Genomic DNA, 18,251 nt, shown 5'->3' on the forward strand with positions numbered 1-18,251 from the left:
GTGGCCGACGACTACTACCAGCTCCTCGGCGTCCCGCGGTCGGCCGACGCCAAGGAGATCCAGCGGGCCTACCGCAAGCTGGCGCGCACGTACCATCCGGACGTCAACAAGCAGCCGGGCGCCGAGGACAGGTTCAAGCAGATCAGCGAGGCCTATCACGTGCTCAGCGACCCCGAGTCGCGGGCCCAGTACGACCGGTTCGGACCGGACTTCCGCCACTACGCGGGGGCGGAGCGCGAGTACGCCTCGCAGGGCGCCGGTGGTGCACGCGGCGGAGGCAGCACCAGGGCCCGGCCGGGGGCATCAGGGTTCAGCTGGTCGAGCGCGCAGGCGGGAGCCGGCCCGGGCGGCGCGTCAGTGGACTGGGACGACCTGTTCGGCGACGTCTTCGGGTCGATGCGCGGGATGGACTCCGAGGCCGAGCTCGAACTGAGCGTCGACGAGGCCTTCCGCGGCGGCCCGCGGACGATCATCCTGTCCGGGCCGGACGGCGATCGCCAGACGTTCGAGATCCAGATCCCGCCGGGCACCCTCGACGGCCAGCGCATCCGGGTATCCGGCGGTGGACGATCAGGAAGGCAGGACGGCGGGGCCGGAGACCTGGTCATCACGGTGAGGGTCAGATCCGACAAGCGCCTCCGCCTCGACGGCAAGAACATCGAGATGGACCTGCCGATCTCCCCCTGGGAGGCCGCGCTCGGGGCGAACGTCTCCACCCGCGCCCCGGGAGGCCCCATCACCGTCCGTGTTCCGGCCGGCTCGTCGAGCGGCCGACGGCTGCGGCTGAAGGGCCAAGGCATGCCTCAGCCCGGAGGGAAGCCGGGCGACCTGTTCGCGAGGGTCAAGATCATGGTGCCGCCACGGCTCAACGACCGCGAACGCGAACTGTTCGAGCAGTTGAAGCGCGAATCCTCCTTCGATCCGAGGTCGTCATCATGAGTTCCCCGTTCCTTCCGGTGATCCCACCCCGTCTGGACCTCGGGATGGTTGCGATCGCCGCCGGCGTCCATCCCGACCTGGTGAGGCGGTTCTACGAACTCGGGCTGGTCCCCGCCCGAGCCGACGGGTCGGGTCGGCTGTGGTTCGCGCCCGACGCGCCGGAACAGGTACGACGCGTCGTCCGGCTGCACGCCGACCTGTCGCTCAACTACGCCGCCATCGCCCTCGTCGTCGACCTCCTCGGTCGGATCGACGTGCTCGAGGGACGGCGATCGGTGATCCGCTCCGGAAAGGAGACTCCGCCATGGACATGAACAAGCTCACCCAGAAGTCGCAGGAGGCCCTGCAGGAGGCGCAGAGCATCGCGAGCCGCAACGGGCAGACGGAGACCGAGAACGAGCATCTCCTGCTCGCGCTGCTCACGCAGGAAGGCGGTCTGATCCCACGCCTGCTCGAAGCAGCCGGTGTCGACCTGAGCGTCCTCCTCACCGAGGTGCAGCGTTCGATCGAGCGCAAGCCCAGCACCACCGGCCCCGGTGCGACGCCCGGCCAGGTGTTCCTCTCCAAGTCCCTCGCGGTGACCCTGGACCGGGCGGAGCGGGAGGCGAACCGGCTGAAGGACTCCTACGTCTCGGTCGAGCATCTGCTGCTGGCGCTCGCCGATGACCCCAGCGGCAGTGCGGCCGCACGCCTGCTGCAGAGCAATGGCGTGACCCGGGAGAGCTTCCTCAGCGCGCTGACCGCCGTTCGCGGCAACCAGCACGTGAACTCTGCTACTCCCGAGCAGACCTACGAAGCGCTGGAGAAGTACGGCCGCGACCTGGTGGCCGACGCGCGCGCCGGCCGGCTCGACCCGGTCATCGGACGGGACACCGAGATCCGCCGGGTCATCCAGATCCTGTCGCGCAAGTCGAAGAACAACCCGGTGCTCATCGGAGAGCCGGGTGTCGGTAAGACGGCGATCGTGGAGGGACTGGCGCAGCGGATCGTCAACACCGACGTCCCAGAAGGACTCCGCGACAAGACGGTCTTTCAGCTCGATCTCGCGGCACTCGTCGCCGGCGCGAAATACCGCGGCGAGTTCGAAGAGCGGATGAAAGCCGTCCTGGCCGAGGTCGTGGCCGCCGAGGGGCGCATCCTCCTGTTCATCGACGAGCTCCACACCCTCGTCGGTGCCGGAGCCACCGAAGGCGCGATGGACGCGGGAAACATGCTGAAGCCCATGCTCGCCCGCGGCGAGCTCCACCTCATCGGCGCGACCACCCTGGACGAGTACCGGCAGCACATCGAGAAGGATGCCGCTCTCGAAAGACGGTTCCAGACCGTTCTGGTCGATGAGCCGAGTGTCGAAGACGCCATCTCGATTCTCCGCGGGCTGCGCGAACGCCTGGAGGTCTTCCACGGAGTGCGGATCCAGGACAACGCGCTCGTCGCCGCGGCGACCCTCTCGCACCGCTACATCACCGACCGGTTCCTGCCCGACAAGGCCATCGACCTCGTCGACGAGGCCTGCGCCCGGCTGCGAACGGAGATCGACTCGATGCCGGCCGACCTCGATGAGCTCACCCGGCGTGTGACCCGGCTCGAGATCGAGGAGGCCGCGCTGGAGAAGGAGAAGGACACGCCCAGCCGGATCCGCCTGGATGAGCTGCGACGCGAACTCGCCGACCTGCAAGCGGAGGCGAACGCGAAACGTGCCCAGTGGGAGGCGGAGCGTCAGGCCATCCGCAAGGTACAGGAGCTTCGCAGCGAACTGGAGCAGGTACGTCGCGAGGCCGAAGACGCCGAGCGCCGGTACGACCTCAACCGCGCGGCCGAGCTACGTTACGGCCGGCTCGCCGAACTCGAGCGGCAGCTTTCCGCCGAAGAGCAGCGGCTTCAGGCGAAGCAGGGCCGGCAGCGGCTGTTGCGCGAAGTGGTGACCGAGGAGGAGATCGCCGAGATCGTCGCCGCCTGGACCGGCATCCCCGTCGCTCGGCTCCAGGAGGGGGAGCGCGCGAAGGTGCTGAAGCTCGACGAGGTGCTCCATGAGCGTGTCGTCGGCCAGGAGGAGGCCGTGAGACTGGTCTCGGACGCCATCATCCGCGCACGGTCCGGCATCCGCGACCCCCGGCGTCCCATCGGCTCGTTCATCTTCCTGGGGCCGACCGGCGTCGGCAAGACGGAACTCGCCAAAGCGCTGGCCAGCTCTCTGTTCGACAGTGAGTCCGCCATGATCCGGCTCGATATGAGCGAGTACCAGGAGCGGCACACGGTCAGCAGGCTGGTGGGCGCCCCTCCAGGATATGTCGGCTATGACGAGGGCGGCCAGCTCACGGAAGCCGTGCGTCGCCGGCCGTATTGCGTCGTCCTCTTCGACGAGATCGAGAAGGCGCATCCGGATGTGTTCAACACCTTGCTGCAGGTGCTCGACGACGGGCGCATCACCGACAGCCAGGGGCGGACGGTCGATTTCCGCAACACCATCGTGATCATGACCTCCAACATCGGGGCCGAGCACCTGCTGACGGGCTCCCGGGACAGCGAGGGCGGCATCCCCCAGGACGTCAAAGACCTGGTGCTCGCGGAGTTGCGCGGCCGCTTCCGGCCGGAGTTCCTCAACCGGGTCGACGACATCGTCATCTTCGCGCCGCTCGGCCTGGACCAGATCGAGTCGATCGTCGATCTGCTGATGGGCGACCTGTCGCGCCGGCTGGCGGAACGCCAGATCACGCTCGAGGTCACGCCGGAGGCGCGACGGCTGATCGCGGAGCGCGGCTACGATCCGCTGTACGGCGCGAGACCGCTGCGCCGATACATCTCGCACGACATCGAGACGCGTTTGGGGCGCGCACTGCTCTCGGGTGCGGTCCAGGACGGCTCGACGGTGCGTATCGACGTCCGTGACGGTGACATCGTCGTCGACGCTGTCGGGTCGTCGACGGAGTCCGAAGCGGAAGCCGAGGCCGCGGTATGACCACCGCCGACGCGACCAGAGTCATCCGCTGCCCGAACTGCGGGCGCAAGAACCGCGTCCCCGCCGTCGCGAGCGGGAGCCCTCGGTGCGGGAACTGCCACAAGCCGCTCCCGTGGATCGCCGATGCTCTCGACGACACGTTCGCAGGCGTCGCCGAAGACGCCGACCTGCCGGTGATCGTCGACATGTGGGCGACGTGGTGCGGCCCGTGCCGGATGGTCAGCCCTGTGCTCGAGGAGCTCGCCGCCGAACGGGCAGGCGAGGTGAAGCTCGTCAAGGTGGATGTCGACCGGGCGCCACGGCTGTCGTCGCGCTTCTCGGTGCAGGCCGTGCCGACCCTCATGATCCTGGATCACGGGGAGGTCATCGCCCGCCAGGCGGGGGCGGCACCTGTCGCCGTCCTGCGCCGGTGGTTCGACGATGCGATGACGCAGCGCCGCCGGGCACGGAGGAGTGCCCGCGCCGGCGAGGGAGGAGGTGAGCCATGAGCGATCGCCGGGATCCCCACATCGCCTACATCCGTCCTGTGGCTCCGCGAACACCGGGAGCGTGCGAGGACTGCCTGGCGCTGGGCACGCCCTGGGTGCACCTCCGGCTGTGCCTGACGTGCGGCAAGGTCGGCTGCTGCGACTCCTCGCCGATGAGGCATGCGCGCGCTCACGCGCTGCACGACACGCATCCGATCGTCCGCTCGCTCGAACCGGGCGAGAGCTGGCGATGGTGCTACTTCGACGAGGACTACGTGTGGTGAGCGGCCCTCATCCCGACGTGTCGGAGGAGGAGACCCCGGACGCTTTCGGAGCGTACCCCCGGCTCACCGGGCCGCAACTGCAGGCGCTGAGCGAGCATGGCGTGAGAGAGCATGTCTCGGCGGGGCAGGTGCTCGCGCGGGCGGGTGAGCCGCCCGGCTCGTTCTTCGCTGTGGTCGAGGGGCGGGTCATCGTCGACGATGTGGCCCTGGACCGGGAGGATGTGCGGGCCGAGGTCCACGGACCGGGGCGCTTCGTCGGCGACATCGGGCTGCTGGAGGGGCAGCCCTCGTTCGCCACGATCACCGCACTCGAGGACGGCACGGTGCTCGCCGTGCCGATTCCGGCGCTGGAGCGGATCGTCACCAGCGACCCTGTGCTCGGCGACCTCATTCTCCGCGCGTACCTCATCCGGCGGTCGATGGCGATCGGGTCCGGTGCGGGGCTTCGCATCGTCGGTTCGCGTTTCTCGCCGGAGACGCGTCGGTTGCTCGACTTCGCCGCTCTCAACCGGATACCGCATCGTCTGGTCGACCTGGACGCCGACCAGACGGCGGAGATCATCGTACAGAGGCTTCGCCTCGACATCGCGGATCTGCCCGTCGTCATCGTCGCCGGCTCGCGGATCCTGCGCAACCCGTCCATCGTGGAGGTCTCGAAGGCGCTCGGCATCGGAAGCACCCGACCCCGGCCGACCTGCGACCTGCTCATCGTGGGCGCCGGGCCGGCGGGTCTGGCCGCGGCGGTGTATGCCGCCTCGGACGGGCTGTCGGTCGTTCTCTCCGATGCCATCGCCACGGGCGGGCAGGCCGCTCGATCCGCGCGGATCGAGAACTATCTCGGATTCCCCGCGGGGATATCGGGGGCGGAACTCGCCGAGCTCGCTCGTCTTCAGGCGGTGAAATTCGGAGCGACCGTCTTTGCGCCGGCCGACGCACGGGGCCTCGACTCCGCCGGCGGCGCGCTCACGATCCGGTTCTCCGACGGGACGACGATCTCCCCTCGCGCCGTCGTCGTCTCGTCCGGGATGGAGTACCGCCGCCTCGGGGCGAAGAACCTGGATCGCTTCGAATACACGAGCGTCTACTATGCGGCGACGATCAATGAGGCGCGCGAATGCGGAACCGATCCGGTCGTCGTGGTGGGCGGCGGCAACTCGGCCGGGCAGGCGGCCGTCTTCCTCGCTCGAAGCGCCTCTCGCGTCCACCTCGTCGTGCGCGGAGCGGACCTCCGCCACGACATGTCACGGTACCTGGTCGTCCAGGTCGAGGATCACCCGAGGATCACCGTGCACCTGCAATCCGAAGTCGTGGAAGCCGCCGGAGGGAACCGTCTCGAATCCGTCACCGTGGAGAACAGGCGGTCCGGCGCACGCGAAGAACTGGCCACGGCGCACCTGTTCGTCTTCATCGGGGCGATCCCCGCCACCGCGTGGCTCGGTCCCGACATCGACCGCGATGAGCGCGGGTTCCTCCTCACCGGAGCGCGGTCGGGTGCCATCGATTCTCGGACTCAGCGCTTCGAGACCTCGGTGCCGGGCGTCTTCGCCGTGGGCGACGTGCGCAGCGGCTCGGTCAAGCGGATGTCCGCGGCGGTCGGCGAAGGCGCGAGCGTCGTGAAGATGGTGCACGACTACCTCGCAACGGGAGGCTCGCGGCACTGATGCTGCCGAGGATCCGGGGGCCGCTGGGACGCCGGCCCGTCGCTCAGTGGGAGCGCGTCAACGCCCGCGCGCTCCGCAGGAAGGACGCCTCGAGCTCCTCGGCCGGGTCGAGGTAGCCGGCGACCATCGCGCCGTCGCGGATGAGCATCAGGTCGTCGGCGACACTGCGGGGATCCGCGAGCTCGAGAGGCTCGACGATCTCGCGGAACGTGTTCTTGCACCACGCGCGGTGAGCGTCGACCGTCTGGCGGACGGAGCTCTCCGGGTCGGGGTACTCGGCAGCGGCGTTGATGAAGGGACAGCCGCGGAATCCCTGCAGACAGGAGAACTCCCCGAGCTGGGCGGCGATGAGCTGGAACACCCGGTCGGGGTCGCCGTCCGCAGCGGCGATCGCGCCCAGGATCCCGTCGCGCTCCTGCTGCGCACGGAGCTCGAGGTGTGCGACGACCAGGTCGTCCTTGCTCTTGAAGTGGCGGTAGAAGGTCACCTTGGTGGTGCCCGCGCGTTCGATGACCTTGTCCACGCTGACCGCGCGCAGGCCTTCGGCGTAGAACAGCTCCGTCGCGGCGCCGACCAACAGCTCGCGCATCGACGTCTTCACGTTCTCGATCATAGGTGGCTCTTTTCCGGGTCGCTTGCGAACACCGCTCGTTTGTGACTAGGGTGACGCATGTAGAGTTACTAGTCATTCTACATTGACTTACGAGAGAACGGAACGGCATGGCAACCACCACATCCGAGGCGCGTCCAGCGGCCATCGCCTCGTCCCTGCGCACCCTCTACTTCGTCCGATTCGGCTTCGCGATCGTCTGGGCCATCATCGTCGGCGTGACGGCGGCGACCATCACGCCGCTGAGCGCCACGCTCCTCGTGCTCTACCCGGTGTTCGACGCTGTTGCCGCGGTCATCGATCACCGCGCCTCGCGGGGGACCCGATCGGCTGCCCTCCTGTACGTGAACATGGGGTTGAGCCTCCTCGCGGCCATCGGTCTGGCCTTCGCAGTGACGTCCGGCCGTGCCGCCGTGCTGCTGGTCTGGGGTCTGTGGGCGATCACGGCCGGCCTGGTGCAGCTCATCGTCGGGATCTCGCGGCGCTCTCTCGGAGGCCAGCGGCCGATGATCCTCAGTGGCGGCATCTCGGTGCTGGCGGGGGCGGCCTTCGCGCTGCAGTCCTCCGGAGCGTCGGCCTCCCTGGTGGGCCTGGCCGGCTACGCGACGCTGGGTGGCGTCTTCTTCCTGGTGTCGGCCATCCGCCTCAGCCGGACCGCCAAGGCGAACGACCGATCCACCGAACAGCTCGTCACGAGCAACCGATAACGAAAGAAGGACACCATGCCCACCAAGATCACCCTCATCATCGACAACCCCGCCGACGCAGCCGCGTTCGAGCGCGACTACACCGAGGTCGAGGCGCTCGCCCGCCGCCTCCCGGGCCTTCTCCGAGTGGAGGCCGCAAAGGTCTGGCCCAAGGAGGACGGCACGCCCACCCCCGCGCACCGCACGCTCGATCTGTACTTCGACAGCTACGAGGACGCGTCCGCTGCGGTCTCCACACCGATCGCGGGCGAGTTCTTCCAGCGCCTGGTCGCAACGGGGACGCCGTTCACCGGACTCTTCTCGGACATCGAGCAGGGCTGACCGGCTCGCCTTCGCTAGATAAGAGCTACGGCCTGGGCGCCGCCCCCGAGGCGGCGCCCTCGGCGGCCGCCCGCTGTTCCGCCTCCAGCCGCTCCGCTTCCTCTCCGCCGATCGCTTCGCCCCTCGCGACGAGGCCGGCCTGGTCCGAGAGCGGGATCTGCTTGAGGAAGAGGGCGAGCAGGAACGCCACGACGATGAAGGGCAGGAGGTACCAGAACACCGGTGCCAGGGCGTCCGCGTAGGCGTTCACCACGCCGGTGTGCAGTGCGTCCGGGAGCTTGTTGAGGGCCTCCGGGCTCAGCGTCGCGGTGGCACCCGCGGCGTCGGCGGGGGAGGCGCCGGCCTTCGTGAAGACGCTCGTGAGGTTCTCGGTCAGTCGCGTGGTGAACAGGGTTCCGAACACCGCAGTGCCGAGTGCCGCACCGACCTCCCGGAAGTAGTTGTTCGTCGAGGTCGCCACCCCGATCTGCGCCGCGGGGACCGCGTTCTGCACGACGAGCACGACGACCTGCATGATCAGACCCAGGCCGGCGCCGAAGACGAACAGGAAGACGCAGATCAGCCAGATCGGCGTCGACGCCGACAGCGTCGTCATGCAGACCATCGCGATGCCGGTGAGGATCGTCCCGAGGATGGGGAACAGCTTGTACTTCCCCGTCCGGGTGATCGCGATGCCCGACAGGATGGACGTGCCGATCAGCCCGACCATCATCGGCAGCAGCAGGAGACCGGAAGCCGCGGCGGACGTGCCCGACGACATCTGCAGGAACGTCGGGACGAAGCCGATGGCTGCGAACATCCCGATCCCGAGGGCGAGGCCGATCGCGGTCGCGTTCAGGAAGATCGGGTTGCGGAAGAGGGACAGCGGGATGATCGGGTCTTTCGCCCGCGCTTCGACCACCACGAAGAGCACCGCGGCGGCGAGCAGGCCGACACCCCAGGCCCAGGTGCCCAGCGAGCTCCAGCCGTGGTCCTTGTCGCCGCCGAAGTCGGTGAAGAAGATCAGGCAGGTGGTGGCGATGGAGAGGAGCAGGATGCCGAGGAGGTCGACCGGCTGGGTCGCCTTCTTGTTCGGCAGGCGCAGGGCGAAGAGGGCGATCACCAGGGCCGCGATGCCGACCGGGATGTTGATGTAGAACGCCCACTGCCAGGTCAGGTGGTCGACGAAGAAGCCGCCGAGCAGCGGACCGCCGACGGCGGAGAGGCCGAAGATGCCGCCGAGCGGTCCGAGGTACTTGCCGCGCTCGTTGGCCGGCACGATGTCGGCGATGATCGCCTGCGACAGGATCATGAGGCCGCCACCGCCGAGACCCTGCATCGCGCGGAACACCACGAAGGTCCAGAAGTCGCCCGCGAATGCGCAGCCGATGGACGCCGCGGTGAAGACGGCGATCGCGATGATGAACAGCCACCGCCGGCCGAACACGTCGCCGAGTTTGCCGTAGACCGGCATCACGATCGTCGTGGCGAGCAGGTAGGCGGTGGTGATCCAGACCTGGTGCGAGACGCCGCCGAGGTCGCCGACGATGGTCGGCATGGCGGTCGAGACGATGGTCTGATCGAGGCTCGAGAGCAGCATCCCGGCGATGAGGGCGCTGAAGATGATCCAGATGCGGCGCTTGGTGAGCAGCATCGGCGCGGGGGCGATGGCCGTGGTCATGGTGTCCGTTCGGGTGTAGGTGAAGGGGTCAGACGAAGAGTTCGCGCACAACGCGGATGCGGCGGCGGACGATGGTGGGGAGATCGTCCGTCGTGTCCGGACGGAAGAACTCCACGATGCCGGCGCGGAGCACACCGCCGACGAGCTGCACCGCCGCGGCGGCGCGGAGGTCGCCTGCGGGGAGGCCCTCGCGTCGCTCGACGAGTTCGATGTCGTCTCGCTCGGCGGCGCCGGCGACGGCGAGCATGTGGCCGACTAGACGCGGCTCGCGTTCGAAGGCCTGGATGAGCTGGGCGACCTCGTCCGCGGTGATGCCTCCGAACGACCAGCGGTCGAGGTGCAGGGCGACGAGATCGTCGACCAGGGCCGGGATCCCGCGTGCGCCGGAGGCGGCGAACCGCTCGGCGGCGCCGGACTCGTCGGCATCGACCGGGACGCCGATCACGGCGTTCTCCTTCGAGGCGAAGTAGTTGAAGAAGGTGCGGCGCGAGACGCCGACCTCGTCGCACAGCTCCTCGATCGTGTAACCGTGGAGGCCGCGCTCGATGGTGAGTCGACGCGCGGCATCCTTGAGGCCGCGCGCGGTCTCGGCCTTGCGGCGGTCTCGGGTTGAAAGTGCACTCTCGGCCACGAGGTGCAAGTTTGCACTCTTTTACTGAGAGTGCAATGAGAGCGTCAACCGGCTCGCCTGCCCTGCGAACGCACGGTGTCGGAGGGGCGTTCGCCGAACTCCCGCTGGTAGGCGGCCGCGAACCTGCCGAGGTGGACGAACCCCCAGCGGGCCGCCACCTCCGTGACCCGCGTGCTGCCCGGCTCCGCTGACTCCAGGTCGTCGTGAACCCGCTGGAGCCGGAGGCACCGGAGGTACGCCATCGGTGTGGTGTCGAGCGACCGGCGGAATCCCTCCTGCAGGCTGCGCACGCTGACGGACACCTCCGCGGCGAGCTCGCCGACGGTCCAGGGATGCGCGGGGCTACTGCGCATCGCCTCCACGGCCCGGGACACGGGAGTCGTTCCGCTCGCGGGAGCGGGGCCGGCGAGAGTGGAGGAATAGTTGTGCGGCTGGGAGAACAGCAGGCTGTGCATCAACACCTGCTCCAACCGCTGCGTGACCAGTGGATACGCCAATGGGCCGCCGTCATCCCGTCGCGAAGCGTCGTCGATGAGCTGGAGGGAGTGGAGCACCATCTGCCCTCCGGGGGTCGCCAGGTCGAGTTCGGCGCTGAACTCGAGGGGGCGCGGGAGCTGCTCGCCGAGCAGGGCGGCCAGCTCGAGTTGCAGAGACTCCCGGGGGAACATCAGGGAGAGCTGGGCGAAGTGGTCGTCGCAGTCCAGCTCGACCGGTCGGCCGGGCATGAAGACGCCCGCCGCCTGCTGCGTGCCGTAGACCGGTGTCCCCAGGCCCGCGCGCATCATCGCGCGACCCACCGTCGGGATGTCGACGTGGAAGTTCTGCGCCTCCGCGGTCTGGATGCGGACCGCATCCCGGAATCGCATGTACCCGCACGTGACCTGGCCGACCCGCAGGGCATTGAGTTCCATCGCCATCGGATCCGAAGGGCGCGCCGACGGGAAATCGATGGGCAGGAAGACGTCGCTCAGCGCCTCCCGAGCCTCCTCGACCCCTCGGGACGACGCGACACGACGGGTCGCGAACATCTCCACCACCTCCGATCGCATGCCGGGATTCTATGTGTCGGTTCTGAGGGTCGGAGCGCGCTGCGTGCGCAGATCGGATGCTCGCCCGCGTTCGCCGGATATCGGGTTCGCCGCACGTGCGCATAGCGTCAAAACCGTCGCGGCGCCCCCGGCCCGACGACGCACGGTGGCCCTCCCCTTCGGGTGGGGAGGGCCACTGTGTCCTCGAAACAGTCCCGGTCCCTCCCGGCGACCGATGACCCCGAAGGCGGTACCCGTGCGGATAAGTGGCGCGCGCCGAACCGCGACGGTCGTGCTCCATGGATGAGTCCGACCTTCGCGGACGGCCGAGGTGGTGCTCCCGCTGCGGCGCCCGCACCCGGATCGTCGTCAACCCGTACTACGGCGTCGGACTCGCCGTTCACCAGTACATCTCGACCTGCAAACGCTGCGGACTCGTCGAGTTCGTGAAGACCAAGCGCGTCGAGCCGAAGGCCGCGGAGCTGAGCGACGTTCCGTCCGCACCTCCTCGGCGGGCGGTGCTGACCTGGGCGGCGGCCCATCGCGTCGCTCTGAGCATCGCGGTCGTTCTCGGAGCGCTCTCGATCGCGATGGCGATCGCTGCCCTTGTCAGCTGATCCACCAGCCTCGTGAGTGCGCTCACTTTCAAGCATTGGATGAGGCGTGCCCGACTCGGGGGTGGATGGTGGTTCAAACGAGCTGTTTGTAAAGCGCCCCTCAACTGCATTTTTACTGCACAACACCAGCGCTGCATGACTGGACGCCCAGCGCAATCGGAGAGCGCAGAGGCGCGAAAGTCGCATTTGACAGCGTCTGATAGTGCGCTAACATAGCCGACACGAACCCCAATCAACAAAGGAGTTGGACGTGACTGAGCCGTACACAGTCGTAGCGCTCTCGCCGCTGCAGATCCCGATCGTCGAGCCGGAAGACGCGCTGAAGAACACCAAGCGCATCATCTCGTTCATGAAGACGGCGGTCGGCGTTGCTGCGACCGAGGGCTACCCGGTGAAGCTCGTCGTCATCCCCGAGATGGCGATCCAGGGAATGCACATGGCATTCACCGCAGGCAACCGCGAGGCGGAGAAGAAGTTCGCCCGCACCATCCCCGGTCCGGAGACCGACGAGCTCGGCAAGGCCGCGCGCGAACTGAACACCTACATCGCCGGCGAGCTGTACCTCGTCGCCGACGACGACTTCCCGGACCGCTACTTCAACTGCGCGTTCATGATCGACCCGAATGGCGACGTCATCTACCGCCGCGCGAAGGCGACCAGTGATGGCTTCGAGGGCGGCACCCTCGGAACCACCAACCCGCACGACCTGTGGGACGAGTGGATTCAGAAGAAGGGTGATGGCAACGTGATGGACGCCATCTACCCCGTCGCGAAGACGCCCGACATCGGCAACATCGGCTACGTGATCTGCCACGAGGGTGCGTACCCCGAGATCGCTCGCGGGCTCGCCATGAACGGCGCCGAGATCATCATCCGTGCGACCCTCATCGAGCCGCAGACCTCGCAGGGAATGTGGGAGGTGCAGAACAAGGCGCACGCGCTGTTCAACAACGCGATCGTCGTCGCACCGAACCTCGGCCCGGAGCTCGGCCCGGACGGCGTCATCAACGACCTCTTCGGCGGCCGTTCGATGATCGTCAACCAGCGCGGCAAGATCATCACCGAGACGCCCGGCGTGACCGCCGGCGACACCTTCGTCAGCACGACGATCGACATCGACGCCCTGCGACGCGACCGTCAGTCGAACGGCGTGTTCAACGGCTTCAAGGATCTGCGCACCGAGCAGTACGCGGCGATCTACGAGAAGCCGATCTACCCCAAGAACCAGTACCTCGACGCTCCTCCGTCGGAAGGCTGGCTGGCCCGCGAGCGCGAGACGCGCGCCCGCAACATCAAGCTGCTCGAGGAGCGCGGGGTCTTCACCCCGCTCGACTGAGCGACCGACGGCGGCGGCATCCCGGACAAGTCCATCCCCTTGGTCCGGGATGCTGCCGCCCGCACCACCTGCACCACGCACCATCCGCTCCACGCCCCCCACGTGGCGCCGCCCGGCGCACGAACACCCCCAGCTCTACCTCGCACCGATCACCTCACAAGGAAGTGGAAAAATGATCAGCACCCGAACCCGGTCCATCCTCAAAGTCGCAGGAATCGCCGCGGCCACAGCGCTCCTCTTCACCGGATGCGCACGCGGCGGAACCGACGGAGCCGCCGCGAGCGACACCGACAAGAAGACGGGCAAAGGCCTCGTCATCGGCTGGAGCCAGCGCGGCATCAGCGGCAGCGACTGGTGGAAGACCCTCGTCGAAGGCGGCCAGGCCGAGGCGAAGAAGCTGGGTGCGACCATCCAGCTCCTCGACGCGAACGGCGACACGGTCCGCCAGAACGCCGACGTGCAGACCCTCATCACGAAGAACGTCGACGTGGTGATCATGAACCCGAACGACCCGATCGGCGTCGGCGCGTCCGTTGCCGCGCTGCAGAACGCGGACGTCCCCCTGGTGACCGTCAACTCCAACCTCGACCCCTCGCTGGTCAAGGACATGTACTGCTACGTCGCCGAGGACCAGGGCTACACCGGCTCCCTTGCCGGCGAGGTCGCTGCGAAGAAGGCGCTTGAGAAGTTCGGCGAGACCGGCGAGATCAAGATCGTCGGCATCGGCGGCTTTCCGGGCGATGTCCTCAGCGACCTGCGCTTCAACGGGTTCATGAAGGGCTACGAGAAGGTCATGAAGGACCACCCCGGAATCACGACGAAGAAGCTCGAGACGAAGTACGGCGAGTGGAAGCCGGACAAGGCTCTCGCTCCTATCCGTGATGTCGCGACCGCGAACCCCGACCTCAAGATCGTCTACAGCATGAGCGACGTGATGGAGGGCGGCATCGAGCAGGGCCTCCAGCAGGCCGGCATCTGGGGCGACGGCGTCATCGTCGCCGGCTACGACGGCGGAATGAACGTCGTCAAGGAGATGGTCGACAACCCGACCGGTCCGCTGCAGGCCACCGCCTCCAACCAGCCCTGGGACCAGGGGGTCGCCGCGGTGAAGATGGCCGTCGCCGCCTACAACAACGACAAGTCCGCGTGCCCCAAGAAGGAGGTCTTCATCAAGACCACTGTGGTCACGCCGGAGAACGCCAAGCAGTACTACAAGCCCGCCGACACCTACGTGCGGGCGAACGACTAGGCGCGAAGCAGCGCCTCCAGGAGTCGCTGCGCCCGATGTCATCGGTTCGGGCGCAGCGACCAGCTCTTCGAAGAACACACGTCACAAGGAAGTGCAGAGGAAACATGGACGAGCTCCAGCTCGAGGGCATCACCAAGGGATACCTCGGAGTCCAGGCCCTCAAGGGGGTCAGCTTCTCGGTCAAGCGGGGAAGCATCCACGCCCTGGCGGGTCAGAACGGCGCCGGCAAGTCGACGCTCGTCAAGATCCTCTCCGGTGCCGAGACGCCCGACGGCGGAACCATCCGCCTCGGCGGCGAGGTCATACGGTTCCGGGAGCCGACGGATGCGCAGGCCGCCGGCATCCACACCATCTACCAGGAGCTGAGCCTGGTGCCGTCGCTCTCGGTGGCGGAGAACATCTTCCTCGGCACGCTGCCCACCAAGGGCGCGGTCGTCGACTGGAACACGATGCAGGCGAAGGCGCGCGAGGCGCTGGCGCGGGTCGGCTTCGACCTCGATGTCCGTCAGCCCGTCTCGAGCTTCTCCGTCGCGGAGCAGCAGGCCGTCGAGCTGGCCAAAGCGCTCCACAAGGATGCGCGGGTGCTGCTCCTCGACGAGCCGACCTCGACCCTCCCGCTGCCCGATGTCGAGCGCCTGTTCACGGTGCTGCGCCGCCTCGCCGCCGAGGGCGTCACCCTCCTGTACATCTCTCACCGCATGGATGAGCTCTACAACCTGTGCGACGCCGTCACCGTCCTGCGCGACGGCGTCACGGCCGCGAACCTGAGCACGGCGGAGACCAAGCCCGCGGATGTGGTGACGGCCATGGTCGGGAAGAGCCTCGAAGGATCGATCGCCGATGCCGCCCTGCGTGGCGAGCGCAGCCCCCGGCTCGGCGCCGGCCGCACCGACACCGTCCTGATGTCCGCGCGCGGCCTCGGTGAGGACGAGCGGGTCTCGGATATCGACTTCGACCTGTACCAGGGCGAGGTGCTCGGCATCGCCGGCCTCATCGGCTCGGGCCAGTCGGAGCTCGCGAGCCTGCTCGCCGGTGCCCGTAGGAAGACGGACGGCGCGCTCCTGATGGACGACAAGCCGGTCGACTTCGCTTCGCCGCGCGACGCCATCCGTCGCGGCATCGGCCTGCTGCCGCAGGACCGCAAGGCCCAGGGCTTCATCCCGGAGATGGGCGTCGCCGGCAACATCACGCTCGCGAGCATGCCGATGTTCAGCCGGCTCTCCGTCATCGACGGCAAGCGCGAGAAGCGCGCGGCGCAGGACATGGTGACGAAGCTCGGGATGAAGGTCTCCGGCGTCAACCAGCCGATGAAGACCCTGAGCGGCGGGACGCAGCAGAAGGGCATCCTCGCCCGGTGGCTCGTGCGCTCCTCCCGTCTCCTCATCTGCGACGAGCCCACCCGCGGTGTCGACGTCGGCGCCAAGGAGGACATGTACGAGCTGATCCGCGACTTCGCCCGGTCGGGCGGAACCGTGATCATCGCGAGCTCCGAGATCTCGGAGGCGATGATGTGCGACCGCGTCCTCGTGATGGCGCGCGGCCGCGTTGTGGCCGAGTTCGATCACGACGAGATCGATCCGCAGGGCCAGCGGATCCTCCAGCTGCTCGCCTGAGCGGCACCGAATCCAGAAAAAGACCCCTGACGAGAAACCCAATGACGGGAAAGACAATGTCGAACAACACCCTCCAAGAGCCGGTGAAGTCCACCGGCGAGTCCTCGGACACGCGCTCCCGCTCGGCGTGGAGCAGCGTCCTCAAGCGCCTCCTGCCGAAGACCTACCTCCTGCTGGTGCTCGTCGTGATCATCGTGATCGGCTACTACGTCTCCGGCGACTTCCTCACGCTGAGGAACGCGGAGAACGTGATCGCGGCGGCGTCCATCGTGGCGGTGCTCGCGGTCGGCCAGTTCTTCGTGATCCTCACCGGCGGCATCGACCTGTCGGTCGGCTCCATCCTGGCCATGTCCACCGTCATCGTCGCGCTGACCCTGCAGGCCGGGATGGCGACCGGGCTCTCGGTGGCCTTCACCCTGTTCTGCTGTGGGATCGCCGGGTTGATCAACGGCCTGCTCGTCGTGTGGCTGCGCATCCCGCCGTTCATCGCGACGCTCGCCATGATGAGCGCCGTCAAAGGCTTCAGTTACATCATCCAGTCGACCAGCCTCATCCAGATCACGGACCAGACCTTCATCGACCTGTTCGCCCGCGGCACGAGCCTCGGCCTGCAGAACCCCGTCATGATCTTCCTGGTCGTGATGATCGTCGCCGCACTCGTGGCGAAGTTCACCACCTTCGGCCGCTCGCTCTACGCGATCGGCGGCAATCCGGAGGCCGCACGCCTGTCGGGTCTCCCGGTGGCGCGCAACCTGATCATCACGTACACGATGTCCGGACTGCTGGCCGGTCTGGCCGGCCTCATCGCCGCTGCTCAGCTGCGTCAGGGGAGCTCCCTCATCGGTGTCGGGTACGAGCTGGATGCGATCGCGGCCGTCGTGGTCGGCGGCGCCTCCCTGATGGGCGGCAAGGGCGACCCGATCAGCGCGGTCATCGGTGTGTTCGTCCTGGCGACGATCATCAACGTGATGAACCTGGTGGGCATCTCCTCGGAGCCCCAGCTCGTCATCAAGGGCGCGGTGATCGTTGTCGCGGTCTTCCTGTCCAGTGCGGGAGGCGTGCAGAGGATCTCCGGATTCTTCCGCAAGCACTTCGGCCGCCGCACCGTCCGGGCTGCGAGCTGATGACGTGTCGGCACCATCGAGCAACGAGAACCCGTCGACGACTCGCGGTGCCAGGATGATCGATGTCGCGCGTCTCGCCGGGGTCTCCCAGCAGACCGTCTCGCGAGTGGTCAACGGAAGCCCCAACGTGGCCCCGGAGATCCGGGATCGCGTGGAGGTGGCCATCCGCCAGCTCCGCTACCGCCGCAACCCCGCGGCACGCGCCCTGGCGAACGGCCGGACGATGAACATCGGGATCGTCAGCTTCGGCCTGGCTCAGTACGGCCCGTCCGTCGCCCTGAGCGGCATCGCAGACGAGGCCAGGAAGGCCGGCTACGCGACCAACCTCGTCACCCTCGGCGACGTGGACCGGGCCGCCATGAAAGCCGCCCTCGACCACCTGGTGGAGGACTCCGTCGACGGGATCGTCGTCCTGGCGCCGGTGCAGGCGGCACTCGAGGCGATCTCCGGGCTGGATGCGGGCGTGCCGCTCGTGGTCTTCGAGCCCGGAGCTCCGGAGGGGACGAGGAGCGTCGCCACGGACGAGGTCGCCGGAGCGGAACTCGCGACGCAGTACCTCCTCGACCTCGGCCACGAGACGGTCTGGCAGGTGGCGGGGCCAGCCGGATGGCTGGGCAGCGAGGCGCGGATCCGGGGCTGGGCGCGCACCCTCGCCTCGGCGGGGCGCGTCACCAACCGGGTCATCTCCGGCGACTGGTCGACCCGATCCGGGTATGACGCGGGATGCGAGATCGCGCGCAACCCGAAGATCACGGCGGTCTTCGTGGCCAACGACCAGATGGCGCTCGGCGTCGTCAAGGCTCTCGCCGACGCGGGCCTCCGCGTGCCGGAGGACGTCAGCGTCGTCGGCTTCGACGATGTCCCCGAGTCGCAGTACTACCAGCCGGCGCTCACCACCGTTCGCCTGGACTTCGAGGAGGTCGGGCGTCTGGCGGTCGACCGCATCCTGCACCTGATGCGGGGTGGCCAGGCCGGCCCGCTTCCCCGGGTCGACCCGACGCTCGTCGTCCGACAGAGCACCGCGCCGCCCTCCTGAACGAACACGTAC

At 68.0% G+C, this 18,251-nt stretch carries 18 protein-coding genes; 14 read left to right on the forward strand and 4 right to left on the reverse strand.

The genetic code is table 11. The annotated features are described in order from the left end of the window. The 6 genes from AXZ95_RS14415 to AXZ95_RS14440 are packed head-to-tail and all read left to right on the forward strand — an operon-like array spanning position 1 to position 6,307. Positions 1-939, forward strand: a complete 939-nt coding sequence (locus tag AXZ95_RS14415) for a DnaJ C-terminal domain-containing protein (RefSeq protein ID WP_018192097.1) — start codon at positions 1-3, stop codon at positions 937-939. Beyond that, positions 936-1,253: a chaperone modulator CbpM gene (locus AXZ95_RS14420; RefSeq protein ID WP_018192096.1), complete on the forward strand. Its 318-nt coding sequence runs from the start codon at positions 936-938 to the stop codon at positions 1,251-1,253. Before AXZ95_RS14415 ends, AXZ95_RS14420 begins: the two co-directional genes overlap by 4 nt. After that, positions 1,244-3,895 (forward strand): ATP-dependent chaperone ClpB, encoded by a 2,652-nt coding sequence (gene clpB, locus AXZ95_RS14425; protein ID WP_018192095.1) that lies wholly within the window; start codon positions 1,244-1,246, stop codon positions 3,893-3,895. Before AXZ95_RS14420 ends, clpB begins: the two co-directional genes overlap by 10 nt. Then, on the forward strand, positions 3,892-4,383 hold the full coding sequence (trxA, locus tag AXZ95_RS14430) for a thioredoxin (RefSeq protein WP_018192094.1): 492 nt from the start codon (positions 3,892-3,894) through the stop codon (positions 4,381-4,383). Before clpB ends, trxA begins: the two co-directional genes overlap by 4 nt. Continuing rightward, a complete protein-coding gene (locus AXZ95_RS14435; RefSeq protein WP_018192093.1) occupies positions 4,380-4,646 on the forward strand; it encodes a UBP-type zinc finger domain-containing protein in 267 nt (88 codons plus the stop codon). The genes trxA and AXZ95_RS14435 overlap by 4 nt, the downstream gene beginning before the upstream one ends. Next, positions 4,640-6,307, forward strand: a complete 1,668-nt coding sequence (locus tag AXZ95_RS14440; protein WP_018192092.1) for a cyclic nucleotide-binding domain-containing thioredoxin-disulfide reductase — start codon at positions 4,640-4,642, stop codon at positions 6,305-6,307. The genes AXZ95_RS14435 and AXZ95_RS14440 overlap by 7 nt, the downstream gene beginning before the upstream one ends. Before the next feature lie 43 nt (positions 6,308-6,350). Here the strand turns inward: AXZ95_RS14440 and AXZ95_RS14445 are convergent, their stop codons facing one another. After that, the gene (locus AXZ95_RS14445; protein ID WP_018192091.1) at positions 6,351-6,920 is read right to left on the reverse strand and encodes a TetR/AcrR family transcriptional regulator; all 570 of its coding nucleotides are present in this window, start codon (positions 6,918-6,920) and stop codon (positions 6,351-6,353) included. A gap of 107 nt (positions 6,921-7,027) precedes the next feature. Between AXZ95_RS14445 and AXZ95_RS14450 the strand changes: the two genes are divergently transcribed. Continuing rightward, positions 7,028-7,624, forward strand: coding sequence for a hypothetical protein (locus tag AXZ95_RS14450; protein WP_018192090.1), 597 nt, complete (start codon positions 7,028-7,030; stop codon positions 7,622-7,624). 15 nt (positions 7,625-7,639) lie between these two features. Next, complete coding sequence (locus AXZ95_RS14455; RefSeq protein WP_018192089.1) at positions 7,640-7,945, forward strand: EthD family reductase; 306 nt, start codon at positions 7,640-7,642, stop codon at positions 7,943-7,945. A 25-nt stretch (positions 7,946-7,970) separates the two neighbouring features. On the opposite strand, the gene AXZ95_RS14460 is transcribed toward AXZ95_RS14455, so the two are convergent. The 3 genes from AXZ95_RS14460 to AXZ95_RS14470 are packed head-to-tail and all read right to left on the reverse strand — an operon-like array spanning position 7,971 to position 11,285. Next, on the reverse strand, positions 7,971-9,605 hold the full coding sequence (locus AXZ95_RS14460) for an MDR family MFS transporter (protein WP_018192088.1): 1,635 nt from the start codon (positions 9,603-9,605) through the stop codon (positions 7,971-7,973). Positions 9,606-9,633: 28 nt separating this feature from the next. Further along, positions 9,634-10,236: a TetR/AcrR family transcriptional regulator gene (locus AXZ95_RS14465; RefSeq protein ID WP_018192087.1), complete on the reverse strand. Its 603-nt coding sequence runs from the start codon at positions 10,234-10,236 to the stop codon at positions 9,634-9,636. A 44-nt stretch (positions 10,237-10,280) separates the two neighbouring features. Continuing rightward, the gene (locus tag AXZ95_RS14470; RefSeq protein ID WP_018192086.1) at positions 10,281-11,285 is read right to left on the reverse strand and encodes an AraC family transcriptional regulator; all 1,005 of its coding nucleotides are present in this window, start codon (positions 11,283-11,285) and stop codon (positions 10,281-10,283) included. Positions 11,286-11,563: 278 nt separating this feature from the next. Here AXZ95_RS14470 and AXZ95_RS14475 point away from each other — a divergent pair, with 278 nt between their 5' ends. The 6 genes from AXZ95_RS14475 (at position 11,564) to AXZ95_RS14500 (ending at position 18,239) form a co-directional block, all read left to right on the forward strand. Beyond that, positions 11,564-11,881, forward strand: a complete 318-nt coding sequence (locus tag AXZ95_RS14475) for a hypothetical protein (protein WP_018192085.1) — start codon at positions 11,564-11,566, stop codon at positions 11,879-11,881. Between the two features lie 250 nt (positions 11,882-12,131). Then, the gene (locus tag AXZ95_RS14480; RefSeq protein ID WP_018192084.1) at positions 12,132-13,217 is read left to right on the forward strand and encodes a nitrilase-related carbon-nitrogen hydrolase; all 1,086 of its coding nucleotides are present in this window, start codon (positions 12,132-12,134) and stop codon (positions 13,215-13,217) included. A 172-nt stretch (positions 13,218-13,389) separates the two neighbouring features. Then, complete coding sequence (locus tag AXZ95_RS14485; RefSeq protein WP_018192083.1) at positions 13,390-14,466, forward strand: sugar ABC transporter substrate-binding protein; 1,077 nt, start codon at positions 13,390-13,392, stop codon at positions 14,464-14,466. 104 nt (positions 14,467-14,570) lie between these two features. Continuing rightward, on the forward strand, positions 14,571-16,079 hold the full coding sequence (locus AXZ95_RS14490; protein WP_018192082.1) for a sugar ABC transporter ATP-binding protein: 1,509 nt from the start codon (positions 14,571-14,573) through the stop codon (positions 16,077-16,079). A gap of 41 nt (positions 16,080-16,120) precedes the next feature. Beyond that, entirely contained in the window at positions 16,121-17,203 is a 1,083-nt protein-coding gene (locus tag AXZ95_RS14495; protein WP_231371250.1) for an ABC transporter permease, read from the forward strand. 55 nt (positions 17,204-17,258) lie between these two features. Next, positions 17,259-18,239 carry a LacI family DNA-binding transcriptional regulator gene (locus AXZ95_RS14500; protein ID WP_018192080.1) on the forward strand — a complete coding sequence of 327 codons (981 nt, stop codon included), beginning with the start codon at positions 17,259-17,261 and terminating at the stop codon, positions 18,237-18,239. The last annotated feature ends 12 nt before the right edge of the window (positions 18,240-18,251 follow it).

This window comes from Leifsonia sp. 115AMFTsu3.1 (assembly GCF_004362795.1).
Taxonomy (GTDB): Bacteria; Actinomycetota; Actinomycetes; order Actinomycetales; family Microbacteriaceae; genus Leifsonia.